The sequence below is a fragment of the Wolbachia endosymbiont (group B) of Gerris lacustris genome (assembly GCF_964028355.1).
In the GTDB taxonomy this organism is placed as follows: domain Bacteria; phylum Pseudomonadota; class Alphaproteobacteria; order Rickettsiales; family Anaplasmataceae; genus Wolbachia.
Map to the genome: position 1 here is coordinate 1,181,271 of NZ_OZ034761.1, position 21,612 is coordinate 1,202,882.

Below are 21,612 nucleotides of genomic sequence, written 5' to 3' on the forward strand. Positions count from 1 at the left end.
GATGAAAATCGAATAAGAGAGGATTTGATTTCCAGTGAATTGCTGAAATGTAAAATATATTCACCTTGGTCTTCCCAATAACGAAAATTGATATAAGCTAGTTAGAAAGATTGGCTAATTTCCAAAAATCTTATTTAAACAGTGGAATATTGTATTGATGCACTACTTTTCTATGATTTAGTTGATTTTCAAAAGCTGCCTTAAAATTATTTAAACTTTTTTTATATTGTTTGGACGAATTGTTGAGCAACCGTGTATATATATAATACAGGAGCCAAACTTTCAAATGTCAATTCTCACACAATCAGGAAGAGCAGCAATAGCAGCAAGTATAAAAGAGCAGTCTCTACATCTTGCCTGGGGCAGTGGTGATGCAAGCTGGAAAAGTAGTCATCAAGTCGAAAAAGTTTTTGTTGAGGATGAAATAGCCCTAGATCACCATCCCATTAAAGACGTAAAAGTTTTTATCGGACAAACAACTTATCAGCCAAGTGTTGACTATACAGTTGATAGTAGTACTGGTCTAATAAAACGTACGGAAAATAGCTCTATTCCAGTAAGTGATAAAGTTACTGTACAGTATACTGAAAGCACACCACCTGAACCTATAAATTCTATAAAGCTCTTGAATGAACTTGGCAGACGTACTGCGGATGAAGTGCTATTCTGCACAGGTGATGAAAATGGCGAACTTATAACTCCTTCTGGAAGGTTTAGGCCCTCAAATGTACCAACCAACAATCTTTTTCTCAAATTCACTTTCGATTTCACGGATGCAGCAAATCAAGTTATACGGGAATTAGGGGTTATGGTTGGTACTAAAGTAAAAGAAGGGTTACCTATAGGACAGAGATATTTTGAACCAAAAGACGTGGAAAATTCGGGAATTTTGTTAGTTTTAGAACACACCGTACCACTTATCAGAACTGCAGCAACCAGGGAAACTTTTTCATTTGTTGTAACTTTTTGAAACAAAATGACCTTAAATAGTTATTATAACCGCTTTAATCCTGACAAAGAATACGAAAAAAGCTTATTTCTTGCTGGAAGAGGTTTGCAATCTGCAGAATTAAACGAGACTCAGGAGTATGCTCTCTCTAAGCTTAAAGGCATAGGAGATGCAATATTTCGTGATGGTGATGTTGTAACAGGAAGCAATTGTATTATAGATAGAGAAACTGGTAAAGTTACGCTTGAATCAGGAAAAATCTATCTTCGTGGAGCAGTTAGAAAAGTCGAAAAAGAAGAATTTATTATTCCACTGAGTACCACAGTGCGTATAGGTGTTTATTATCTAGAATCTACGATTACAGAACTTGAGGACGAAAATCTTCGTGATCCTGCAGTTGGCACAAGAAACTACCAGGAAGTAGGCGCAGCAAGGCTTAAAGTTTCCACCATTTGGGGTTATCAAGCAGAAGGTCTTTCTCCACGTTTTTCTGAAGGAGAGTTTTATCCAATCTATAACATTGAAAATGGAGTATTAATAGAACATTCACCGCCACCACAAGCAAACATAGTAACTACTGCTCTTGCTCGTTATGACAAAGAAGCAAATGGTTCCTACGTTGTAAATGGTCTTGAAGTAATGTTCTTGCAAAGGGACGAAAAAGGTGGAGAAATATTTGTGATTAATGAGGGCAAAGCTCATGTTGATGGCTATGAGATTGAACTTCCTCACAGTATTCGTGTTTCTTTTGATGAAGATCCTGATATAAAATCAGTTGAATCAGAACCGCATACTTTTCAGCCAAATAGCCAAAGAGTAATGGAACTTAAAGTTAATGATTTTCCAATAAGTGAAATCAAAAAAGTAGATATAACTGTTCAAAAAACTATTACCATTACTCACGGTTCATATTCAGGAGCCATTGATCCGATACCTGACTCTGCAGTACTTGAAATTATTCAAATTAAACAAGGCAACGTTATTTATGAAAACAGCATAGATTATAAACTAAACGCAGGAAACGTTGATTGGTCATTACCCGGCAAAGAACCAGCTCCTGGAAGTAGTTATCAAATAACTTACCGCTTTCGCACTCATGTAAGTCCTGAAGATATAAGTGAGCAGGGGTGTAAAGTAAAAGGAGCAGTTGATAACAGCTTGGTTTTGATAGATTATACCTGGAAAATGCCCCGCTTTGATTTAATTACTATCGATAGCAAAGGGGTGGTAAGGAGAATAAAAGGAATTTCCCATTCTTGGCGACCATCAATGCCTAAAGCACCTAACGGACAACTTTTGCTTTGCTATATTCATCAGACATGGAAAGAAGGTGAAAAAGTGAAAGTAGTGAATAGTGCTATTCATGCTGTGCCGATGAATGAACTTGAAGCAATGAAAAAAGGAATAAATGATCTTTATGCGCTGGTTGCAGAGGAACGTTTACGCAGTGATGCAAATTCAAGAGAACCTACAACGAAAAAAGGAGTATTTGTTGATTCGTTTTTTGACGATGATATGCGTGATCAGGGAATTGTTCAGTCTGCAGCGATAGTAAACAAGGAACTAATTTTACCGATAAACGTAGAAATCATTGATGTTGAAAGAGGTAGAGAACCTTATTTGTTGCCGTATAAACTTGAACCGGTACTAGAACAGCTCTTACAGACTAAAGGAGAAAAGATCAATCCATATCAAGCTTTTGATCCAGTCCCGGCACAAATTACTCTAAATAAAAACATTGATCACTGGACGGAGGTAAAAACAAATTGGAAAAGTCCAGTAACCAGAGTATTTAATGCTAAAGAAACGACAGAGCTATTGTCAAGTAATTCTTATGAAGCTGAATTTATGAGAGAAGCGGTACAGAATTTTGAAATTGAAGGTTTTTCCCCGAATGAAAAGCTCAAGGAGGTGAAGTTCGATGGTGTCTTCATTCAGCCTACTGCGTAAGAGGTAAAAAATATGCTCACAACTAACAACCAGGGAAAATTAAAGGGAAAGATAAAAATCCCAGCAAATATTCCAGCAGGTACTAAATTAGTACAGTTTTACGGGGATAAAGGAAGCTATGGAGAAGCAACGTATACTGGTAAAAAAACTATTACCATAGAAGAGAGAAGAAGAGTTATCGCAACAAGAAGAGTTGATCCATTAGCGCAAACATTTACTTTAAATGAGAGCAGACACATAGGAGGTCTAGAGTTATGGTTTATAAATAAAGGCAAAAAACGTGTTGTTGTGCAGATTAGAGAAACAACATTGGGAATGCCCTCGCAGACTGTCATTGCTGAAAGTTATATTGAGCCAAAAGATATAAAGATAGATGGCACAGCAACACGTATTACTTGGTCTCCTGTCTGGTGTGAAGCTGGCAGAGAATATGCAATAGTTTTACTTACCGATGATGCAGGTACTGCAGTAAAAATAGCAGAACTTGGCAAATATGATGCAGTAAATAGCCGCTGGGTAACAAGTCAGCCATATCAAGTAGGAGTATTACTGTCATCAAGCAATGCAAGCACCTGGACTCCACATCAGAACTTATACCAATTCCCGCTATACAAGCAACGAATAGACAATAATGGAAAAAAAGCCATACTGGAGTAAGTAAAATAGCGAGGTTTAGATGGCATTAAGATCAAAATTATTGGATGAAAAAGTGGTGGAATCAGCAAAAGAGATGCTGAAGAAAGTAAGAAATAATGCGTATGTTGCAAAAAAACTAAATGCTGTAATTGCAGCAAAAAAGCACAGTATAACAGCTGTAGCAAAAATATGTTGCATTTCGAGAAAGGCAATTACTACATGGATAAAGCACATAAAATTTGGAAGAAAAGAAAAATTATTTTCTCCACCTCAACGCCGTAGAAAAACTATATTGAACCAAAGTCAACTTGAACAAATTGAGGTGTGGATAGAGGAAAACCCCAATATTACTATTAGAGAAATGAGAATAAGAATCCAAGAAAGATTTGGTTTGAATATCAGCAAATCCACAATACATCGTAATATGCAAAGAATGAAATTCTCATATATCACACCAAGACCAGTTCATAGTGGACAGGATAAAAATAAGCAAGAGGAGTTTAAAAAAAAACCTCAATGAAACTATTGTCATGCATTCTGAAAAAGAGCTATTTTTCTTCGATGAATCACGGTTTGGTACACATTCAAAAGTTGGACATGGGTGGTTTAAAAAAGGCAGTAGGACACAGGTTAAGGTAAAATTAGGTAGGGAAAATTTTTATCTCTATAGTGCAGTTAATCCCAGAAATGGAGAGAATTTTAGCTTATTTGCACCAAACGTCAACACTGCTTGTATAAATATATTCCTTGAACAGATGTCGCAATATTTAGGAATACGAAAGGCTTTTCTCGTGATGGATTGCGCTAGTTGGCATAAGTCAAAAAGTTTAAAGATACCTAAAAATATCGAAATTATATACCTACCACCATACTCACCTGACCTCAATCCTGTTGAGAGGTTTTGGTTATATATAAAACAGAACATTTTGCGCAATAAAATCTACGATACAATTGTTCTGCTTGAGAGCGCTTTGTGTAAATTTATTACCTCTCTTTCCCCTTCCACGGTTAAACAACTCTGCAATGCTTCTTATTTGGTTCATTAATAATGAGAGTTGGTATTAGATTTAACGTTTCGGCTTTTGGCTGCAAAATTTAGCGAAGTTTCTCACATTATTGATCTTGGCAAGGTTACTGCAAATAACGTATCAGATTTAATTGTTTTGACGAACGTCGAAAAAGTAGCATTTGATACCAATGTGGAATTTATTTTAACAGATGAAGAAGGAAAAGAAAATTTTTTGTCTGATAATTTGCCGCTCGCACTGCGTGAAAGAATAAATGGGGAATTAACGGTAAAAGCAAGCCTAAAAGGAGGGCGAGAGAAAAGTCCAGTGCTATATCCTGGGTTACAGCTAGTTATGGGTAATATAGGGGAAAAAGGAGATTATGTTACAAGAAGCATTACAGCAGGAGCTAACACTAAAATTACCATAACATATGATGCACTAATACCTGGCACTGCAGATGTTAAAGCGTATGTGCAAAAAAACGTGGATTGGCAGTTAGTGAATTTAACATCAGGAAAACCAATTGGAGAAAATTGGGTGGAGAGAACTCATGTACTATCAAATTTTAACTCCAATGAGACAAGGATAAAATTGGTTTTAAGTGGAACGGTTGTCTGTCGTCCAAAGGTAAAAAACTTGCGGGTTGTTATAACGCAAGAAAATGCCAAATGATGAAACGAGGCGCGGATATCCTTTGCCACACCCAGAGAATATTGCGGTAGAAGATGTAGTACGTATTCGCAGAGCTATAGAAAAAATAGATGAAGATATTACCGAAAGAGAAGATGAGCATAATCAACTAAAAAATAATTTTAAACGATTTAGATTTGAAACTTTTTTGAATTTTTGGGAATGAAAGAAGCAATATACCAAAGGATAAAGGATTTAGCAGCAAACAGCACACCTGATCAATTGGCATATCTTGCAAAATCGCTGGAATTGATAGCAGATAAAAAAGCTATTGCTGACATTGTGCAGATGACTGAGGTAAAAGAGATAATTGATGCACTACAAAAGAGGCTTAAGGATTTAGCAGAAAACAGTACTCCAGATCAATTAGCATATCTTGCTAAAGCATTGGAATCAATAGTCGACAAAAGTGCAGTTTCTGAAATTGTACAGATGACTGATGGTAAGCTAAAAGAACTTCTTGATAGTGCAAAAAAACACTTAACTGATCTGGATAATAAAAAAGCTAGTTCTTTAGCAGTGATCTCTGAATCAGAGAAGCAGTTATTAAAGAGAATTGATGAAAAAGGAACAACAAATTTATCGCTACTTGATACGAGAAAGAATGCCAATATTGCAGCAATAAATAGCATTAGTAATAGTCATAAAGATGGTCTTATACCAACTCTCATTATTAATGAACCAAATAAGAAGCATTGCAGAGTTGTTTAACCGTGGAAGGGGAAAGAGAGGTAATAAATTTACACAAAGCGCTCTCAAGCAGAACAATTGTATCGTAGATTTTATTGCGCAAAATGTTCTGTTTTATATATAACCAAAACCTCTCAACAGGATTGAGGTCAGGTGAGTATGGTGGTAGGTATATAATTTCGATATTTTTAGGTATCTTTAAACTTTTTGACTTATGCCAACTAGCGCAATCCATCACGAGAAAAGCCTTTCGTATTCCTAAATATTGCGACATCTGTTCAAGGAATATATTTATACAAGCAGTGTTGACGTTTGGTGCAAATAAGCTAAAATTCTCTCCATTTCTGGGATTAACTGCACTATAGAGATAAAAATTTTCCCTACCTAATTTTACCTTAACCTGTGTCCTGCTGCCTTTTTTAAACCACCCATGTCCAACTTTTGAATATGTACCAAACCGTGATTCATCGAAGAAAAATAGCTCTTTTTCAGAATGCATGACAATAGTTTCATTGAGGTTTTTTTTTAAACTCCTCTTGCTTATTTTTATCCTGTCCACTATGAACTGGTCTTGGTGTGATATATGAGAATTTCATTCTTTGCATATTACGATGTATTGTGGATTTGCTGATATTCAAACCAAATCTTTCTTGGATTCTTATTCTCATTTCTCTAATAGTAATATTGGGGTTTTCCTCTATCCACACCTCAATTTGTTCAAGTTGACTTTGGTTCAATATAGTTTTTCTACGACGTTGAGGTGGAGAAAATAATTTTTCTTCTCTTCCAAATTTTATGTGCTTTATCCATGTAGTAATTGCCTTTCTCGAAATGCAACATATTTTTGCTACAGCTGTTATACTGTGCTTTTTTGCTGCAATTACAGCATTTAGTTTTTTTGCAACATACGCATTATTTCTTACTTTCTTCAGCATCTCTTTTGCTGATTCCACCACTTTTTCATCCAATAATTTTGATCTTAATGCCATCTAAACCTCGCTATTTTACTTACTCCAGTATGGCTTTTTTTCCATTATTGTCTATTCGTTGCTTGTATAGCGGGAATTGGTATTAAAGGTTTAGTAGAAGATTTTCGTGCTGTTAATAATGTACCATCTGGCTCATCAATTATTGGGGAAATAGAAACTCGTGATAACCAATTAAAAACATCCCTGATAAATGAGGTAAAAACTCGGGATGAACAGTTAAAAGTGTCTCTTATAAATGAAATAAGAAAGCGCAATATGGTTGAACCAGGGTCATTACCTTTCTTATTTGGTGTACTTGGCAGAAAAAATAATTATTTTGGCCACGGAACTTTTACGACAGAGCTTGGAAAGTGGAGTAGTGATATAACAAAAACTGACTATATGTTACAACTACTAGCAGGTAGCCATACGTACAATACAGATTACGTTAGTTTTTATCGGCCAAGACAACTAAGTTTTATAGAGGGAAGTAAAGGAACATTTATTTACGGAGAGTTATGCACAAAAAGCTTTTCGGGTAGTTATGATGAGATATACTATTACCCATATGCTGCACTTGGAGTAGTATTTGTAAAAAATACAACCAATGTGAACATAAATAAAGCAATAGAATTTGTTGGATCATCGTATTCGAGTACGGAGTATGGGGGAGCAGGGTTATTTGTGGGAACACCAGATAATACCAATTCTAATAAATCAAGTATTTCAAGAATAATATGGAAAAATGTTTACCAATACACGAGTTCTGATAGCAAATTAGCTGGATCTGGTAATGTGGAGATTCCAGCAGGAAAAACAGTTGCAATATTACTTTACACATCATCTTACCTGTATTCCAGAACACAAGTTAGTCAAGGTATGCTTGCATCAAATTATGTACACAACTATGGTCAATTTATTCAGTGGGGGATTTATAACATACGTAGCAATGTTCTAACTACAGGACTTGAAGTAGATGTGGAGAGAACGCTAAAAGCTTGGCAATGTCCAGGATTATCTAACACGTATGAGATTTGGAGGTAACAAACAATGTCTATCTACATTAGATTTGAAAATGATAAACAAGTAGAAACAACAACACTTGAAAGCAAGCCAACTGAAAATGATTGGTATGAAGCACCAGAAGATTTTGATTGGCAAAAAAGCTATTGTTTAACAGAAGGAGGAAAAATTGCTCAGCGGAGTCAAGAAGATATGGAGATGGAATTACTCGAAAATGCGAAGTTTTCTGCACTTTCTAATCTTCGTGCTTATTATGATAATCATACTCACCAATACGCAGGACATTCTCACCAAAAAGCTAAATCTTATGAGATTCAAGCGAAAGCCGCAAAAAGCATTCTAGCAGCACCAGAATCTATAGATGAAAAGGATAAAGAAATTATAGAACCTTTAGCAAAAGCCCGTGGTATTACGGTTATTGAAATGGCAAGAATAATTGAGGAAAAAGTGAAAAAAGCAGTAAAAGCAATAATTAAATGTGAAGAGCTTGAAAATTTAGCCAAGAGAAAGATTGAAGAAGCCAAGAGTGAAAATGAGCTAAAGACTTTGCTCGATGATTTTAGGAAAAAAATACAAAGAAATGGCTGAAGAATTTTTGCACGGAGTAAACGTTATAGAGGTAACCTCTGGAGCAAGGGCAGTACGTACAGCTAAATCATCAGTGATAGGTGTAATCGGTACTGCACCTGAAGCTGACGAGCAAAAGTTTCCGCTAAATAAACCAGTGTTAATTGCAGGAAGATTAAAAGAGGCTGCGAAGCTTGGTAAAACAGGTACCCTTCCACAAGCAGTAAGCTCTATCTTTACACAAGTTGGTGCAACAGTAGTAGTTATTCGAGTTAAAGAAAGTGGAAACAGTGATCCAAAATTAAAAGAAGAAGAGACGCTGAAGAATATAATTGGCGGTGTTGATAAAGAAACCGGAGAATATCAGGGAATTGAGGCATTCCTCAGCAGTGAAAGTATAGTTCATGTTGCCCCAAGAATATTAATTGCACCTCAATTTACTCACCAACTACCAGAAGATGCAGTGGTTGCAGCATTAATTTCCGTAGCAGAAAAGCTGAGAAGCATAATAGTAGCAGATGGGCCAAATACCAATGATGAAGAAGCAATCAAGTGGAGAAAAAGTGTAGGCAGCTCAAGAATTTACGTAGTTGATCCTTGGGTTAAGGTATTTATTGAAGGAAAAGAAGAAATCTTGCCAGCAAGCCCATTTGTAGCTGGTTTAATAGCAAAAGTAGATAGCGAACAAGGATTTTGGCATTCACCTTCAAATAAAGAGATAAATGGTATTGTTGGCACAAGCAGACCTATTGATTTTACGCTCGGTAATACAAATTGTAGAGCAAACCACTTAAATGAAAATGAAGTAACAACGATAATTCATCAAAATGGCTATAGGCTTTGGGGAAATAGAACATGTTCAAATGATTCGAAATGGGCTTTTTTATCAGTGAGAAGAACTGCAGATTTAATCAACGATAGTTTACTTAGAGCTCATCTATGGGCAGTTGATCGCAATATTACCAAAACTTACATAGATGATGTAATTGAGGGGGTGAATTCTTATCTTGCAAATTTGAAAGCTCAGGGAGCGATTATCAGCGGAAAATGTTATGCAACTTCAGAATTAAACACACCAGCAAACATCGCAAGCGGAAAAGTATATTTTGACTTTGAGTTTACACCACCATATCCGGCTGAGCAAATAACATTCAAATCTCATCTCGTAAATAATAGTGTAATAAGTTAGGAGAAAGCAAAGTGTTACCGAAAATACTGAGAAATTTTAACGTATTTGTTGATGGTCGTGGTTATGCAGGAAAAATAGATGAAATTACGCTACCAAAACTTACCATAAAAACAGAGGAGTATCGTGCTGGTGGTATGGATATTCCAATAAATATTGATATGGGCATGGAGAAACTTGAAGCAGACTTTACTTTCGCTGAGTATGATTCAGAACTATTTAGACTTTTTGGCTTGATAGATGGAAACTCAGTATCTTTAACGCTCCGTGGAGGAATGCAAGGTAGTGGTAGCAATGAGGTTGAAGGAGTAATTATCAACCTTAGAGGCATATTCAAAGAATTTGATTTTGGTAGCTGGAAACCTGCTGAAAAAGCCACTCTAAAATGCACTGTAGCTGCTCATTATTATAAACTTACGATAGGTGGCAATGAGCTGATAGAGATCGATGCTGAAAATATGATAAGAAAGATAAATGGTGTTGATCAAATGGCCTTGCTGCAAACGGTTTTAGGTATTTAGGTTTAGTTTTAAAAAGATTTTAGAATTTTATTTTTTAGGAGAAAGTATGACAACAGTAAAACTTGATAATCCAATAACAGTTGATGGTATTTCTGTCTCAGAACTTACCATTAGACGTCCAAAAGTAAGGGATTATTTAGCAATAGAACGCCTTAATGGTAGTGATCTAAGTAAGGAAGTAACTTTGACTGCCAATTTGACATCAGTTGCAAAAGAAGCGATTGAAGAGTTGGATATTGCTGATTATGTAAAAGTGCAAGAAGTATTAAAGGATTTTTTTTCACCAATTATCCAAAAAACTTGAGATTAGAAATACTAGTGCTTGGCTCTATCATAGGTGGTGGAGTTGAGCACATTCTTGATATGGAGATTAGTGAATTTATTTCATGGAGCAAATTAGCAAGGGAGCTTAAATGTCAACGTTATCTATAAAAATCGGAGCTGTTTTAGATGGCAGTTTTAATACTGTAATAAAGGGCAGTAGTAATCAACTTACTTATCTTGGTGAGAACATAAGGAAGCTTGACTCATCTTTAAAATCAGTATCAAAATTTAAGCAGTTGGGTCATGATGTTTTGACTAGCAGGAGGTCGTGGAAGGGCTTTGAAGATCAAGTAAAATCTTTAGCTAAACAAATGAAAGCGATAGAGAAACCGAGCAAAACTTTAAAAGCTGAGTTTGATAAAGCTAAATTTTCTGCAATAAAAGCAAAAGAAGCATACTTAAAAAAGAGAGATGCTTTACATTCATTCAATGAAGAAGTAAGAAAAAGTGGAAGAAATATTAAGTCCTTAGTAAGTGATCAATATAAACTTGGTTCTTCTATTGAAATACTAAAAGGTAAGTATGGTAAGCTTGGGTCTGCAATACGTAGTCACCAAAGTTTTTTAGCAAGTAAAGCACATTTTAAGTCACAAATTATAGAAACTCTTGGACTAGGTCTTTCGCTTGCAGCACCAATCAAAGTTGCAATTGATTTTGAAAGTGCTATGGCTGATGTAAAAAAAGTAGTAAAATTTGTGCAAAATGACACTAAAGATGAAGCATCAAAGTTTGCTAAAGAATTAAAGAAATTATCTCGTGAAATACCCTTGTCAGCTGCAGAATTAGCACAAATAGCTGCAAGTGGTAGTCAACTTGGTATTGACAAAAATGATCTTATGAAGTTTACAACAGTAGTTGCCAAAATGACCACAGCGTTTGATATGTCGGCAGAAGAAGCTGGTAATGCTATTGCAAAAATATCCAATGTCTATGGAATTAAAGTTGATGGTATGGAAAATGTAGGTAACATAATAAACCATCTTTCAGATAATACTGCTGCCAAAGCAAAGGAAATGGTTCTTACGCTGAATAGAATTGGCGGTAATGCTAAACAGTTTGGTTTAGAAGTTGATCAAGCAAGTAGCTTAGCAAGTGCATTCATAAGTTTAGGTAAACAACCTGAAAAAGCAGCAACTGCTATAAATAACTTTCTTAGTAAATTACAGACCGCAAGAGAGCAAAGTCCTGAATTTCACGATGCATTAGATGAGATGGGAACAAGTATAGAAGAGCTCGAACAAACCATTAAAAAAAATCCTCAAGAGGCAATATTACAATTCCTTGAAACTTTAAAAAGAATAGACGATCAAGAGCGTGCCGGTATTCTTATGAATCTATTTGGCGCTGGGTTTCAAGATGACATTGCTCTTTTAGTAGGAAGCTTAGACATTTATAAGAAAGCTATTGAACAGGTAGCTGATAAAGGAAAGTACCGCTCCTCAATGCAGAAAGAATTTGAAAATCGGGCAAACACTACAGCTAATAAATTACAATTACTTAAAAATGCAGTATTTGAAGCTGGCATGAATCTAGGGTCAGTGATGTTGCCTACTTTAAATTATGTAGCTGGAAGTTTGAAAGCAATAACAGAGCGTATAGCTTCTTTTGCAGAAAAATATCCAACTTTAACTACAGTAATCATGAGTACTTTAGCAGCTTTGATAAGTTTGAAAGTCTTATACCAATTCCCGCTATACAAGCAACGAATAGACAATAATGGAAAAAAAGCCATACTGGAGTAAGTAAAATAGCGAGGTTTAGATGGCATTAAGATCAAAATTATTGGATGAAAAAGTGGTGGAATCAGCAAAAGAGATGCTGAAGAAAGTAAGAAATAATGCGTATGTTGCAAAAAAACTAAATGCTGTAATTGCAGCAAAAAAGCACAGTATAACAGCTGTAGCAAAAATATGTTGCATTTCGAGAAAGGCAATTACTACATGGATAAAGCACATAAAATTTGGAAGAGAAGAAAAATTATTTTCTCCACCTCAACGCCGTAGAAAAACTATATTGAACCAAAGTCAACTTGAACAAATTGAGGTGTGGATAGAGGAAAACCCCAATATTACTATTAGAGAAATGAGAATAAGAATCCAAGAAAGATTTGGTTTGAATATCAGCAAATCCACAATACATCGTAATATGCAAAGAATGAAATTCTCATATATCACACCAAGACCAGTTCATAGTGGACAGGATAAAAATAAGCAAGAGGAGTTTAAAAAAAAACCTCAATGAAACTATTGTCATGCATTCTGAAAAAGAGCTATTTTTCTTCGATGAATCACGGTTTGGTACACATTCAAAAGTTGGACATGGGTGGTTTAAAAAAGGCAGTAGGACACAGGTTAAGGTAAAATTAGGTAGGGAAAATTTTTATCTCTATAGTGCAGTTAATCCCAGAAATGGAGAGAATTTTAGCTTATTTGCACCAAACGTCAACACTGCTTGTATAAATATATTCCTTGAACAGATGTCGCAATATTTAGGAATACGAAAGGCTTTTCTCGTGATGGATTGCGCTAGTTGGCATAAGTCAAAAAGTTTAAAGATACCTAAAAATATCGAAATTATATACCTACCACCATACTCACCTGACCTCAATCCTGTTGAGAGGTTTTGGTTATATATAAAACAGAACATTTTGCGCAATAAAATCTACGATACAATTGTTCTGCTTGAGAGCGCTTTGTGTAAATTTATTACCTCTCTTTCCCCTTCCACGGTTAAACAACTCTGCAATGCTTCTTATTTGGTTCATTAATAATGAGAGTTGGTATAAATTCTGTAATTTTTGAAAGGGGTTCTGGCCATTCAGACGTGATGTCAAAAATATCGACAACATTCTTTCCACGAACCTTTCTCCACGCTCTGACCAGGTGAAAAAGCTGTTTTTACGATAGATTACGTAGCGTCTAATTTGCCGTTCTGCAAGGTTGTTTGTTGTGTCTATCACTTCAGGTTTTCTCAAAAACTTCCACATCATATCCTCAGACCGTAACATCTTAGCGGCCATTCTTGAAGCTTGAGTGCTATTTACAACCCTCGTCATTTTACGCAAAAAATGTTTTACCCTTTTCCGGATTTTTCTCATCAGTCGATAAAATCTCAAATTATCTATCAAATTTTGTTTTTTTGCCTTATCTACAACAAACACCTTATTGCTGAGCGATTTTAGTGCATGGCCAATTTTGCTCACTTCAACATTTTTACTATGGACAAATCTCTCAAAATCTCTTGCCAAATGTGCCCAACATATTTGTCTATTTTCACGATTGAAGTAATTGTATACAGCGTATCTATCGCTTACAACTATGCCATCATATTCTGGCAATAACCCTTTTAATACCTTCTTACCACGAGACTCTGTTAGAACCTGTACATGATCTCAAGAAAGGAATAAACTAAGAGATAATGTATATAAGTTAGGATATATGAGGAGTGTATACCCAAGTGATATAAGTCGGGAAAGATTTGAGATTATATTACCAGATCTAGAATCCTGTAGAAAAAAAACAAAACCAAGAAAACTGGATTTATATGAGTTATTTTGCGGTGTACTTTATGTGCTAAAAAGTGGCTGTCAGTGGCGAATGCTACCAAAAGAGTTTCCAAAATGGCGCAATTGTTACGATTACTTCAAGAGATGGAGTAAAAAACCGAATGAAGATAGAGAAAGTGTTCTAGAAATTGTCTTAAAAAAAATTAGTTGGAGAGGTTCGTTTCAACAGTGGTCGGAATACAAAAACAAGCTTCTGCATCATTGATGCTCAAAGTGTAAAAAACACCGATATTGCTGAAGAAAAAGGTTATGATGCCGGCAAGAAAATTTCAGGAATAAAGCGTCATATTGCAGTAGATACGCAAGGTTTGCCACATGCAATTTATATTACTACAGCTAATATCGGAGATCGTACTGCTGCTGTAGAGATGATTTGTAACGCAAGAAAAAATCTTTCCGAAGTTCAAAATATACTAGTTGATGCAGGTTATACAGGAGAAAATTTTGCAACTCAAATAAAAACGACTATTGGTGCAACCGTTGAAGTAATAAAACGAAGTGAATTACATACCTTTGTTGTATTGCCAAAAAGGTGGGTTGTAGAGCGTTCTTTTGCTTGGCTGGAAAAGTGTAGACGGTTATGGAAAAATTGCGAGCGTAAACTCAATACTAGACTACAAATGGTCGTTCTAGCTTTTACTGCCTTGCTCCTCAAAAGATTATGAACAGGCTCTAAGGTTTTCAAGTTGACTTTTCTCTCTAGTAAGTTGAGTTACTTGATTAGTGAGAGTGTTAATCCTTGTTTGCTGAGCTGATCTTTCCTGTCTTAAATCCCTTTCTAACTGTGAAATTTTGTTAGTGTCTCTTGTTTTTTCACTTACGACCCTATTCAGCTCTTTCTCTTTTTCTGTAAGTCGAGCCTTTGTTCTTTCAAGTTCACCTTTCAGATTTTCAAGTCGCTGCAATTCTTGAGAAATAAACTCATCGTTTATTTCTGGTTGAACATTATGTGTATTTGCTACAGGTTGCTCTGCACTTGTAGGGAACTTTTCATTTAGATATTCTCTGATAGGATTAAAATTTTCAAGCACCTCAATAACAATTTGATCATTTATAAAGCAATTATCTTCTACTAATTCTTTTACATCATCCAAATCTTTTCTATTAATAACATCAGTTAATCGTTCTTTCATAGCTCGTTCAATTATTTGCTTTACCCATTGATTTCGCTCTATAGCTGGTATTGGTTTTATTTGACTAAAATCTAGCTCCTGATGTTTTAAAAGTTTAGTCAATACTTCCTCGTTATCTTGTGTTATTCCTTGTAAACATGATTTGATAATCAGGCTAAGTGGTGTTTCTATTTCTCCATTCAAGCTTTTCCAGCAATTAGGGTTAAATTCTTGACTTAATAGTCTTTTTACTTCGTTAATGTTTTTACCAGAAAGAACATTTAATAATTGTCTTCCTCTTTGTGCTTTTTCAAATTCTAATTTCATTGTGTTCTCAAGTCCTCTTGTAATAAGATCTTTAGGGACTGTATTGTGATAATTTTTAATATCAGCTTTTACATCTGGGTGTGTGAGCAATCTTTTCACTATATCTACAGCTCCAGTCTGGCAAGCAATATGTAAGGCAGTATCTTTTTGTATGAAGGATGTTCTTACACTCTTCTTTACAGCATCATATGTGTAATTGAAATGTATAGGTATACCTTGATCATCGACGTTATTTAAAGTTTGACCATTGCTACAATATATATATTGTGACGGTCTCACTTCTGCCACTTCCTCACCACGAAATAAATATACCAGACGCCCAAATCGATCTCTCTTGTGCTCTTCTTTATAAACAGGTTGCTCACTTTGAGCGTTAATATTGATAATTCTTTTTTGTATAAGCAATTTAGCCATTTTCTCTAACGCAGCCTGTCCATCACTGCTGGCAACATAGGAATTAGCAATAGACATCAAAGGTGTAAAGCCTTCTTTATCAAACTCATTAACATTCGCACCTTCTGCCAGAGCTCGCTCAAAATCTCCTGGATTTTCATCATCAATAGCTTTAAATAATTTTGTTGTTGATTGTCCTGAAGTTGTTTGATTTTGAGCTCGTAATGCTGTATCATTAACAACCCTTCTTCCAAAATCTACATTATTTCGCGAAAGCATACTAAATTCCCCTTAATCTATAATTTATTAACATAATTACAAAAAAAAACAAAGAGAATTGCAAGCGATTTAGTTAAAAATTTTAGAACTAATTATGATTCTAAAAATTTCTCCGCATCAAGTGCAGCCATGCATCCTGTACCTGCTGCAACTACTGCCTGGCGATATACCTTATCTTGAACATCACCAGCAGCAAACACCCCTGCCCTACTGGTTAGAGTTGTTCCAGGTTTCGTAATTATATAACCCTGCTGATCCATTTCAACAAAGCCCTTAAAAATATCTGTATTTGGCGCATGCCCAATTGCAATGAACACTCCGTCTACTTTCAACTCCTGGGTTTTATTGATTTCTGTCGATTTGATTGTAACACCAGTAACTTTTTTAGGATTTTCTTCTCCAAGAATCTGCTCTACAGCATAATTCCATATCACCTTTATCTTATCATTTTTAAAGAGCCTATCTTGCATTACTTTCTCTGCCCTTAATTTATCACGCCTATGTATCAGTGTAACTTCTTTAGCAAATCGAGTTAAAAATATTGCTTCTTCAACTGCGGTATTTCCACCACCAATCACAGCTACAACTTTATTTCGAAAAAATGCGCCATCACAAGTTGCACATGCTGAAACTCCGTAACCTTGAAATTTCTTTTCACTCTCCAGGCCAAGCCACTTCGCTTGCGCACCAGCTGCGATTATAATTGCATTCGAATAGTAGTCACTAGTATCACCACAAGATCTAAATCTATACTCATTAGAATCCTCAAGTTGTTCAACGCTTTTTATTTCGTCATCTATTATCCTTGCCCCCACCTTCTCTGCATGCAACCTCTTTTGTTCCATGAGTTCTGGACCTTGTATAGAAATAAAACCTGGATAGTTTTCAACATCCGTAGTAATTGTAAGCTGACCACCAGGTTGCATTCCTGTTACTACAATTGGCTCTAAATTTGCACGTGCTGCATATATAGCAGCAGCATAACCCGCTACTCCAGATCCAATAATAAGAACTTTTGTACTCAATTTATAATTCTGCACTGTGTGAGTTTAGATAATCAGCCACTCCTTCATCGCTTGCCTGCATCGCAGGCTTGCCTTTTTTCCACCCTGCTGGACATACTTCACCATGCTCTTCATTATGTTTTATTGCATCAATGATTCTAATGAATTCATCGATATTACGCCCTAAAGGTAAATCATTTATCGATTGATGACGCACAACAAACTTATCATCAATAACAAAAGTTGCTCTTAGTGCAATTGAGTCATCATATAAGACCCCATAGTCTCTTGATATAGACTTTTTGATATCAGACACTAAAGTGTAGCTAACCTCTCCAATACCACCATCATTAACTGGAGTGTTTCGCCATTTATAATGTGAAAATTTTGAATCTACACTTATTCCTATCACTTCAACATCACGTTTTGAAAAATCTTCTATTTTGTTGCTAAATGATATCAACTCAGTTGGACAGACAAAAGTAAAATCAAGTGGATAGAAAAAAAGGACAGCATACTTATCCTTTATATGTTTACTTAAACAGAAATCATCAACTATTTTTCCACTAGTAAGAACAGCCGAAGCAGTAAAATCGATAGCGGATTTTGTTACAAGATTCATAACTAACCTATTCATTCTTAATATTTATAATTTTATACCTTGATACATTTACATGCAAGTTTTCTTTAGCCCCAATCTTATAAAAACTTCCTCTTATGGCTGTAAAAATGTTATGATAAGAGCTAATTTTCATGAGTAGGGAAATACCCAAATATTACTATCTTTCACCTTTTCTCCCTTCAAATTTTTTAACCATTTCTTTTACATTTACATTCGTGGAAGGTAAAATTTTGCTGGCAAGATGGTTGATCGAAGATTTTTTATTCCCTACTGGAAATGAACGAGATTGTTTTCTCTTCACACTGATATCCGTTTGTGTTACTGAAGCAGTTTTGTTTTCAGCAGGCAACACGTTCTTTACTTGATTTCGCTCAAATCTTTCTTTTAATGCCTTTACTTTACTACTCTCGCGAGTCACTTCTTTTTTCATAGCAACTACTAGTACTTTTGGTCCATCAGCTTTTTTTGCTGATTCTTTACCATCTTGATTTTCAGATTTTAGTGGTAGTGTAGGGTTACTCTCAGCTGATTTTTCCACTACTATTTTTTGCTCTGTGCTTACTTTTTCGCCTAAATCTTTAGGCTTTGGTGGTACTGCAGGTTTATCTTTTTTCGGTTCTTGTCTAATTTTTTGATTGATAGTAAACATTTTCTCTGGTACTGGTGGTGCTCTTGGTGGTTTTGGTGGCGCAAGAGATTGAAGTTGCTGTTTCTTCCTATGTTCTCTTTTTGCTTCTATATGTTCTTTAGGAATTGTTGCATAAATCGGCTCCTCTTTAATTGATTGTAGATTACGCAAATCTTTTGTTAAAGATTTACTTTTTTCCTCTTGATAATTTGATATTTCTTCATACTCAGGATCTTCGTTTAATGAACCTCCATAACCTGAATCTTCTCGCTCATATAAGAGATTTTTCTTTTGCTGTCTATTTTCTAAATTTACTCCATATGACCTATATTTATCTTGACTTCTTTCTATTCGCTCTAAATTTGAAATTTTTGCAAGAACACCTATATATTCGATTGATATTCTGGGAGTTACAGGGAGCAATTTATCTTTGATAAAATTACTGATATTCCTAATCGAAACATCTCTTCCTAATACTCTATTGAATATCCTAAGAACCTGTACATGATCTCAAGAAAGGAATAAACTAAGAGATAATGTATATAAGTTAGGATATATGAGGAGTGTATACCCAAGTGATATAAGTCGGGAAAGATTTGAGATTATATTACCAGATCTAGAATCCTGTAGAAAAAAAACAAAACCAAGAAAACTGGATTTATATGAGTTATTTTGCGGTGTACTTTATGTGCTAAAAAGTGGCTGTCAGTGGCGAATGCTACCAAAAGAGTTTCCAAAATGGCGCAATTGTTACGATTACTTCAAGAGATGGAGTAAAAAACCGAATGAAGATAGAGAAAGTGTTCTAGAAATTGTCTTAAAAAAAATTAGTTGGAGAGGTTCGTTTCAACAGTGGTCGGAATACAAAAACAAGCTTCTGCATCATTGATGCTCAAAGTGTAAAAAACACCGATATTGCTGAAGAAAAAGGTTATGATGCCGGCAAGAAAATTTCAGGAATAAAGCGTCATATTGCAGTAGATACGCAAGGTTTGCCACATGCAATTTATATTACTACAGCTAATATCGGAGATCGTACTGCTGCTGTAGAGATGATTTGTAACGCAAGAAAAAATCTTTCCGAAGTTCAAAATATACTAGTTGATGCAGGTTATACAGGAGAAAATTTTGCAACTCAAATAAAAACGACTATTGGTGCAACCGTTGAAGTAATAAAACGAAGTGAATTACATACCTTTGTTGTATTGCCAAAAAGGTGGGTTGTAGAGCGTTCTTTTGCTTGGCTGGAAAAGTGTAGACGGTTATGGAAAAATTGCGAGCGTAAACTCAATACTAGACTACAAATGGTCGTTCTAGCTTTTACTGCCTTGCTCCTCAAAAGATTACGAACAGGCTCTAAGAATTAATGGCTTTTTATTTGCCTTCTTTACATAATTATTCAAGTCATCACGTATAACAAGCTTAGCTACATCTTCTGCCTTATCTGTAGAACCCTCTAAAGCACGAGCCAGATCTGTTACTGTTTTATGAAATTGTTCCTCTGGATTTCCTAGATTTATAGCTTTGATCAGAGAATCGAGATTTTTTTTATAATCCTCACTTTTAAATGGATCATTCATACCAATTGTAATATTTTATTAAAATATAAATCTAAAATATTAAGATCTAGTAAATATTACTTTTTTAGTTTATATATAGCTATAGTTATACGGCGATAATGCATAGCAGAATAACGATTTTGTCATTCTAGTGTCTGCTGTTACCCCTTATCTGTGAAATCTAGTTTCGATATATGACACAGTCTCATACAAGTAGCTTCTCGATTGAGAGTTGTCTTCTGCATTGAGCTCAACATTATTTACTACTCTTTCAGTAATAACTTTGGTAAACTCAGGAGAAAGTTCTTTTGCAGAAAATGCAGCATGTACATCATTTTTAACAAAGAAACACGTAGCAAGTGCAAATACTGCTGTTGGTACAAAGCACCAATATACTAAAAAAAGTTGTAGAAGCTACTAAAGTAAATATTGCTTGAAGCATAATATACTGTTTATCAATGCCAACATATTCAGCCATCAATTTTCTAACTTTGTTATTGCTGCCGTATGGCAAAAAATATCTTAATAAAAGCTGTTACACTATTACTAGCAAGATATCAATCACGCTCTATTGGATCTACATTTTGATTTAAAATCGCCTATTTTCTTGCACCTTTTTGCCATTCATAGAATGTTAACTTTAAACCTCTTGGCTACAAATGCTCTACTTTCCCCTGCATTCAATGCTTTTTTCCTTAGAGCCTGTTCATAATCTTTTGAGGAGCAAGGCAGTAAAAGCTAGAACGACCATTTGTAGTCTAGTATTGAGTTTACGCTCGCAATTTTTCCATAACCGTCTACACTTTTCCAGCCAAGCAAAAGAACGCTCTACAACCCACCTTTTTGGCAATACAACAAAGGTATGTAATTCACTTCGTTTTATTACTTCAACGGTTGCACCAATAGTCGTTTTTATTTGAGTTGCAAAATTTTCTCCTGTATAACCTGCATCAACTAGTATATTTTGAACTTCGGAAAGATTTTTTCTTGCGTTACAAATCATCTCTACAGCAGCAGTACGATCTCCGATATTAGCTGTAGTAATATAAATTGCATGTGGCAAACCTTGCGTATCTACTGCAATATGACGCTTTATTCCTGAAATTTTCTTGCCGGCATCATAACCTTTTTCTTCAGCAATATCGGTGTTTTTTACACTTTGAGCATCAATGATGCAGAAGCTTGTTTTTGTATTCCGACCACTGTTGAAACGAACCTCTCCAACTAATTTTTTTTAAGACAATTTCTAGAACACTTTCTCTATCTTCATTCGGTTTTTTACTCCATCTCTTGAAGTAATCGTAACAATTGCGCCATTTTGGAAACTCTTTTGGTAGCATTCGCCACTGACAGCCACTTTTTAGCACATAAAGTACACCGCAAAATAACTCATATAAATCCAGTTTTCTTGGTTTTGTTTTTTTTCTACAGGATTCTAGATCTGGTAATATAATCTCAAATCTTTCCCGACTTATATCACTTGGGTATACACTCCTCATATATCCTAACTTATATACATTATCTCTTAGTTTATTCCTTTCTTGAGATCATGTACAGGTTCTTAAATCATAACTATATGCTGCTGGCATTCACATCTCCTCACTACTTT

The 21,612-nt window shown here is 35.2% G+C and carries 19 protein-coding genes and 5 pseudogenes; 16 read left to right on the forward strand and 8 right to left on the reverse strand.

All coding sequences use genetic code 11. From position 1 onward, the window contains the following. Positions 1-286 precede the first annotated feature (286 nt). The 7 genes and pseudogenes from ABWU62_RS06020 to ABWU62_RS06050 all read left to right on the forward strand — a co-directional run. Entirely contained in the window at positions 287-970 is a 684-nt protein-coding gene (locus ABWU62_RS06020) for a hypothetical protein (protein WP_353287827.1), read from the forward strand. A gap of 6 nt (positions 971-976) precedes the next feature. Next, a complete protein-coding gene (locus ABWU62_RS06025; protein WP_353287828.1) occupies positions 977-2,899 on the forward strand; it encodes a DUF4815 domain-containing protein in 1,923 nt (640 codons plus the stop codon). A 12-nt stretch (positions 2,900-2,911) separates the two neighbouring features. Continuing rightward, positions 2,912-3,493, forward strand: a pseudogene (locus ABWU62_RS06030) (hypothetical protein); the annotation flags it as partial. An 82-nt stretch (positions 3,494-3,575) separates the two neighbouring features. Continuing rightward, positions 3,576-4,581 (forward strand): IS630 family transposase gene (locus tag ABWU62_RS06035; protein WP_353287112.1). Its coding sequence is split into 2 segments (ribosomal slippage): positions 3,576-4,037 and positions 4,039-4,581, totalling 1,005 coding nucleotides; the frame shifts between segments, so codons are not numbered across the junction. A 15-nt stretch (positions 4,582-4,596) separates the two neighbouring features. Then, positions 4,597-5,217 (forward strand): annotated as a pseudogene (locus ABWU62_RS06040) (hypothetical protein); the annotation flags it as partial. Further along, on the forward strand, positions 5,207-5,401 hold the full coding sequence (locus ABWU62_RS06045; RefSeq protein ID WP_264686509.1) for a hypothetical protein: 195 nt from the start codon (positions 5,207-5,209) through the stop codon (positions 5,399-5,401). The pseudogene ABWU62_RS06040 and the gene ABWU62_RS06045, both read left to right, overlap by 11 nt. Beyond that, positions 5,398-5,892, forward strand: a pseudogene (locus ABWU62_RS06050) (hypothetical protein); the annotation flags it as partial. The gene ABWU62_RS06045 and the pseudogene ABWU62_RS06050, both read left to right, overlap by 4 nt. 16 nt (positions 5,893-5,908) lie before the next feature. Here the strand turns inward: ABWU62_RS06050 and ABWU62_RS06055 are convergent. Then, positions 5,909-6,914 (reverse strand): IS630 family transposase gene (locus ABWU62_RS06055; RefSeq protein WP_353287829.1). Its coding sequence is split into 2 segments (ribosomal slippage): positions 5,909-6,451 and positions 6,453-6,914, totalling 1,005 coding nucleotides; the frame shifts between segments, so codons are not numbered across the junction. Positions 6,915-6,992: 78 nt separating this feature from the next. Here ABWU62_RS06055 and ABWU62_RS06060 point away from each other — a divergent pair. From ABWU62_RS06060 to ABWU62_RS06090, 7 genes and pseudogenes are all read left to right on the forward strand, one after another. Further along, positions 6,993-7,937: pseudogene (locus ABWU62_RS06060) on the forward strand (hypothetical protein); the annotation flags it as partial. 6 nt (positions 7,938-7,943) lie between these two features. Continuing rightward, complete coding sequence (locus ABWU62_RS06065; RefSeq protein ID WP_353287830.1) at positions 7,944-8,504, forward strand: hypothetical protein; 561 nt, start codon at positions 7,944-7,946, stop codon at positions 8,502-8,504. Then, positions 8,497-9,672: a phage tail sheath subtilisin-like domain-containing protein gene (locus ABWU62_RS06070; RefSeq protein ID WP_353288181.1), complete on the forward strand. Its 1,176-nt coding sequence runs from the start codon at positions 8,497-8,499 to the stop codon at positions 9,670-9,672. The genes ABWU62_RS06065 and ABWU62_RS06070 overlap by 8 nt, the downstream gene beginning before the upstream one ends. Positions 9,673-9,683: 11 nt before the next feature. Beyond that, positions 9,684-10,190, forward strand: coding sequence for a phage major tail tube protein (locus ABWU62_RS06075; protein ID WP_265023128.1), 507 nt, complete (start codon positions 9,684-9,686; stop codon positions 10,188-10,190). Between the two features lie 46 nt (positions 10,191-10,236). Beyond that, entirely contained in the window at positions 10,237-10,494 is a 258-nt protein-coding gene (locus ABWU62_RS06080) for a phage tail assembly protein (RefSeq protein WP_149168985.1), read from the forward strand. 109 nt (positions 10,495-10,603) lie between these two features. After that, the gene (locus ABWU62_RS06085; protein ID WP_353287831.1) at positions 10,604-12,256 is read left to right on the forward strand and encodes a phage tail tape measure protein; all 1,653 of its coding nucleotides are present in this window, start codon (positions 10,604-10,606) and stop codon (positions 12,254-12,256) included. A 19-nt stretch (positions 12,257-12,275) separates the two neighbouring features. Continuing rightward, positions 12,276-13,281, forward strand: a protein-coding gene (locus ABWU62_RS06090) for an IS630 family transposase (protein ID WP_353287090.1) whose coding sequence is annotated in 2 segments (ribosomal slippage) — positions 12,276-12,737 and positions 12,739-13,281 — 1,005 coding nt in all. Because the reading frame shifts where the segments join, the coding sequence is not laid out codon by codon here. Between the two features lie 111 nt (positions 13,282-13,392). Here ABWU62_RS06090 and ABWU62_RS06095 read toward each other — a convergent pair. Further along, positions 13,393-13,875 (reverse strand): annotated as a pseudogene (locus tag ABWU62_RS06095) (IS66 family transposase); the annotation flags it as partial. A gap of 76 nt (positions 13,876-13,951) precedes the next feature. On the opposite strand from ABWU62_RS06095, the gene ABWU62_RS06100 reads away from it, so the two are divergent. After that, positions 13,952-14,744, forward strand: a protein-coding gene (locus tag ABWU62_RS06100; RefSeq protein WP_353287093.1) for an IS5 family transposase whose coding sequence is annotated in 2 segments (ribosomal slippage) — positions 13,952-14,215 and positions 14,217-14,744 — 792 coding nt in all. Because the reading frame shifts where the segments join, the coding sequence is not laid out codon by codon here. Here ABWU62_RS06100 and ABWU62_RS06105 read toward each other — a convergent pair. The 4 genes from ABWU62_RS06105 to ABWU62_RS06120 form a co-directional block, all read right to left on the reverse strand. Further along, positions 14,739-16,190 (reverse strand): ankyrin repeat domain-containing protein, encoded by a 1,452-nt coding sequence (locus tag ABWU62_RS06105; protein WP_353287832.1) that lies wholly within the window; start codon positions 16,188-16,190, stop codon positions 14,739-14,741. The genes ABWU62_RS06100 and ABWU62_RS06105 overlap by 6 nt on opposite strands. A gap of 92 nt (positions 16,191-16,282) precedes the next feature. Further along, on the reverse strand, positions 16,283-17,230 hold the full coding sequence (trxB, locus tag ABWU62_RS06110; protein WP_353287833.1) for a thioredoxin-disulfide reductase: 948 nt from the start codon (positions 17,228-17,230) through the stop codon (positions 16,283-16,285). Continuing rightward, a complete protein-coding gene (locus tag ABWU62_RS06115; protein ID WP_353287834.1) occupies positions 17,217-17,816 on the reverse strand; it encodes a peroxiredoxin in 600 nt (199 codons plus the stop codon). The genes trxB and ABWU62_RS06115 overlap by 14 nt, the downstream gene beginning before the upstream one ends. A 157-nt stretch (positions 17,817-17,973) precedes the next feature. After that, entirely contained in the window at positions 17,974-18,867 is an 894-nt protein-coding gene (locus tag ABWU62_RS06120; RefSeq protein WP_353287835.1) for a hypothetical protein, read from the reverse strand. 133 nt (positions 18,868-19,000) lie between these two features. Between ABWU62_RS06120 and ABWU62_RS06125 the strand changes: the two genes are divergently transcribed. Then, positions 19,001-19,811, forward strand: a protein-coding gene (locus ABWU62_RS06125) for an IS5 family transposase (RefSeq protein WP_410542191.1) whose coding sequence is annotated in 2 segments (ribosomal slippage) — positions 19,001-19,273 and positions 19,275-19,811 — 810 coding nt in all. Because the reading frame shifts where the segments join, the coding sequence is not laid out codon by codon here. On the opposite strand, the gene ABWU62_RS06130 is transcribed toward ABWU62_RS06125, so the two are convergent. Further along, the gene (locus tag ABWU62_RS06130; RefSeq protein ID WP_353287837.1) at positions 19,788-20,024 is read right to left on the reverse strand and encodes a hypothetical protein; all 237 of its coding nucleotides are present in this window, start codon (positions 20,022-20,024) and stop codon (positions 19,788-19,790) included. The genes ABWU62_RS06125 and ABWU62_RS06130 overlap by 24 nt on opposite strands. 685 nt (positions 20,025-20,709) lie before the next feature. Continuing rightward, a protein-coding gene (locus ABWU62_RS06135; RefSeq protein WP_353287093.1) for an IS5 family transposase occupies positions 20,710-21,502 on the reverse strand; the annotation gives its coding sequence in 2 pieces (ribosomal slippage) (positions 20,710-21,237 and positions 21,239-21,502; 792 coding nt in all). Positions 21,503-21,612: the final 110 nt, after the last annotated feature.